This is a genomic window from Delftia sp. ZNC0008 (assembly GCF_000799035.1).
Classification (GTDB): Bacteria; Pseudomonadota; Gammaproteobacteria; order Burkholderiales; family Burkholderiaceae_C; genus Comamonas; species Comamonas tsuruhatensis.
Map to the genome: position 1 here is coordinate 1 of NZ_JTKZ01000815.1, position 1,379 is coordinate 1,379.

The 1,379-nt window shown below is 69.5% G+C and carries 1 protein-coding gene and 2 pseudogenes; all 3 read left to right on the forward strand.

The genetic code is table 11. The features are described from left to right. A pseudogene (locus tag L995_RS26075) lies at positions 1-217 on the forward strand (acyl-CoA dehydrogenase); the annotation flags it as partial. A 24-nt stretch (positions 218-241) separates the two neighbouring features. Continuing rightward, positions 242-1,030 (forward strand): crotonase/enoyl-CoA hydratase family protein, encoded by a 789-nt coding sequence (locus L995_RS26080; RefSeq protein WP_034365864.1) that lies wholly within the window; start codon positions 242-244, stop codon positions 1,028-1,030. A gap of 168 nt (positions 1,031-1,198) precedes the next feature. Then, positions 1,199-1,379: pseudogene (locus L995_RS26085) on the forward strand (septum site-determining protein MinC); the annotation flags it as partial.

Sequence of the window (1,379 nt, forward strand, 5' to 3'; positions counted from 1 at the left end):
CCGCGTGGCCGTGGCCGAGGCGGCCCACGCCATCCACGGCGCCATGGGCTTCACCGAGGAATACGACCTGCAACTGCTCACGCGCCGCCTGCATGCCTGGCGCCAGACGGCGGGCTCCGAGTCGTACTGGCACGGTGTGGCAGGCACCGCGCTGGTCCATGGCCACGCGGGCAGCACGCTGGACCTGATCCGTTCGACCACCGACATCACCTCATAAACCCTTGCTCAAGGAGTCTTCTCCATGTCCTTTCTGAACATCGCCCGCGACGGCGCCATCTGGACCCTCACCATGAACCAGCCCGAGACGCGCAATGCGCTCACGGGCAACACGGCCGTGGAGGAATTCGTGCAGGTCTGCGACGAGATCCGGCGCGATGCCTCGGTCAAGGCCGTCATCCTCACGGGCGCCGGCCCCATCTTCAGTTCGGGCGGCAACGTCAAGGACATGCAGCGCTTCTTCGACGACGCGCTCACGCCCGACGCCATCCGCGAGGAGTACCGCCAGGGCATACAGCGCATTCCGCGCGCCCTGACCCAGCTGGACGTGCCCGTGATCTGCGCCGTCAACGGCCCGGCCATCGGCGCGGGGCTGGACCTGACCTGCATGTGCGACATCCGCATCGCCAGCGAGACGGCCACCTTTGCCGAGAGCTTCGTGCGCGTGGGCATCGTGCCGGGCGACGGCGGCGCCTGGCTGCTGCCGCGCGCCGTGGGCCGCGCCAAGGCGGCCGAGATGGCGTTCACGGGCGAGGCCATCGACGCGCAGCAGGCCCTGGCCTGCGGCCTGGTCAGCCGCGTCGTGCCGGCCGACCAGCTGCTGCCCACGGCACGCGCGCTGGCCGACAAGATCGCCGCCAACCCCGGCGCCGTGATGCGCATGACCAAGCGCCTCTTGCGCGAGGGCGAGCACAGCACGCTGGAGTCGCTGCTGGAGCTGTCGGCCGGCTACCAGGCCCTGGCCCACAAGACCGCCGACCACCGCGAGGCCGTGATGGCCTTCGTGGAGAAGCGTAAGCCCCGGTTTCAGTGACCGGGCCCGCCCGGCCCCCGCCACGGGGGCATGGGCCGTGTGTGACACAACACAAATGGACACTCCCCGGGGCCCGCCTCCCAGCGGGAGTGGGCGCCCATGTACTGCACACACAGTACACTTTGCGCGTCGAGAGGCAACTCTCCCATCCACCGCACTCCCAGTCCCATGGCCGTTGAAACGACGAGTACTGCCCGCCCCAGCTTCGACCTCAAGAGCGCGCAGCTGCCCGTGGTGGCCGTTACCCTGCGGGATACCGACGTACGTGCGCTCGTGGCCGACCTGGCCCAGCGCCTGGCCGACGACCCGGATTTCTTCGACAACGACCCCGTGCTGATCGACCTGGCCC

Bases quoted from the DNA above. Each gene is read 5' to 3' on its own strand.
- L995_RS26080 (WP_034365864.1), top strand. From the start codon at position 242: ATGTCCTTTCTGAACATCGCCCGCGACGGCGCCATCTGGACCCTCACC.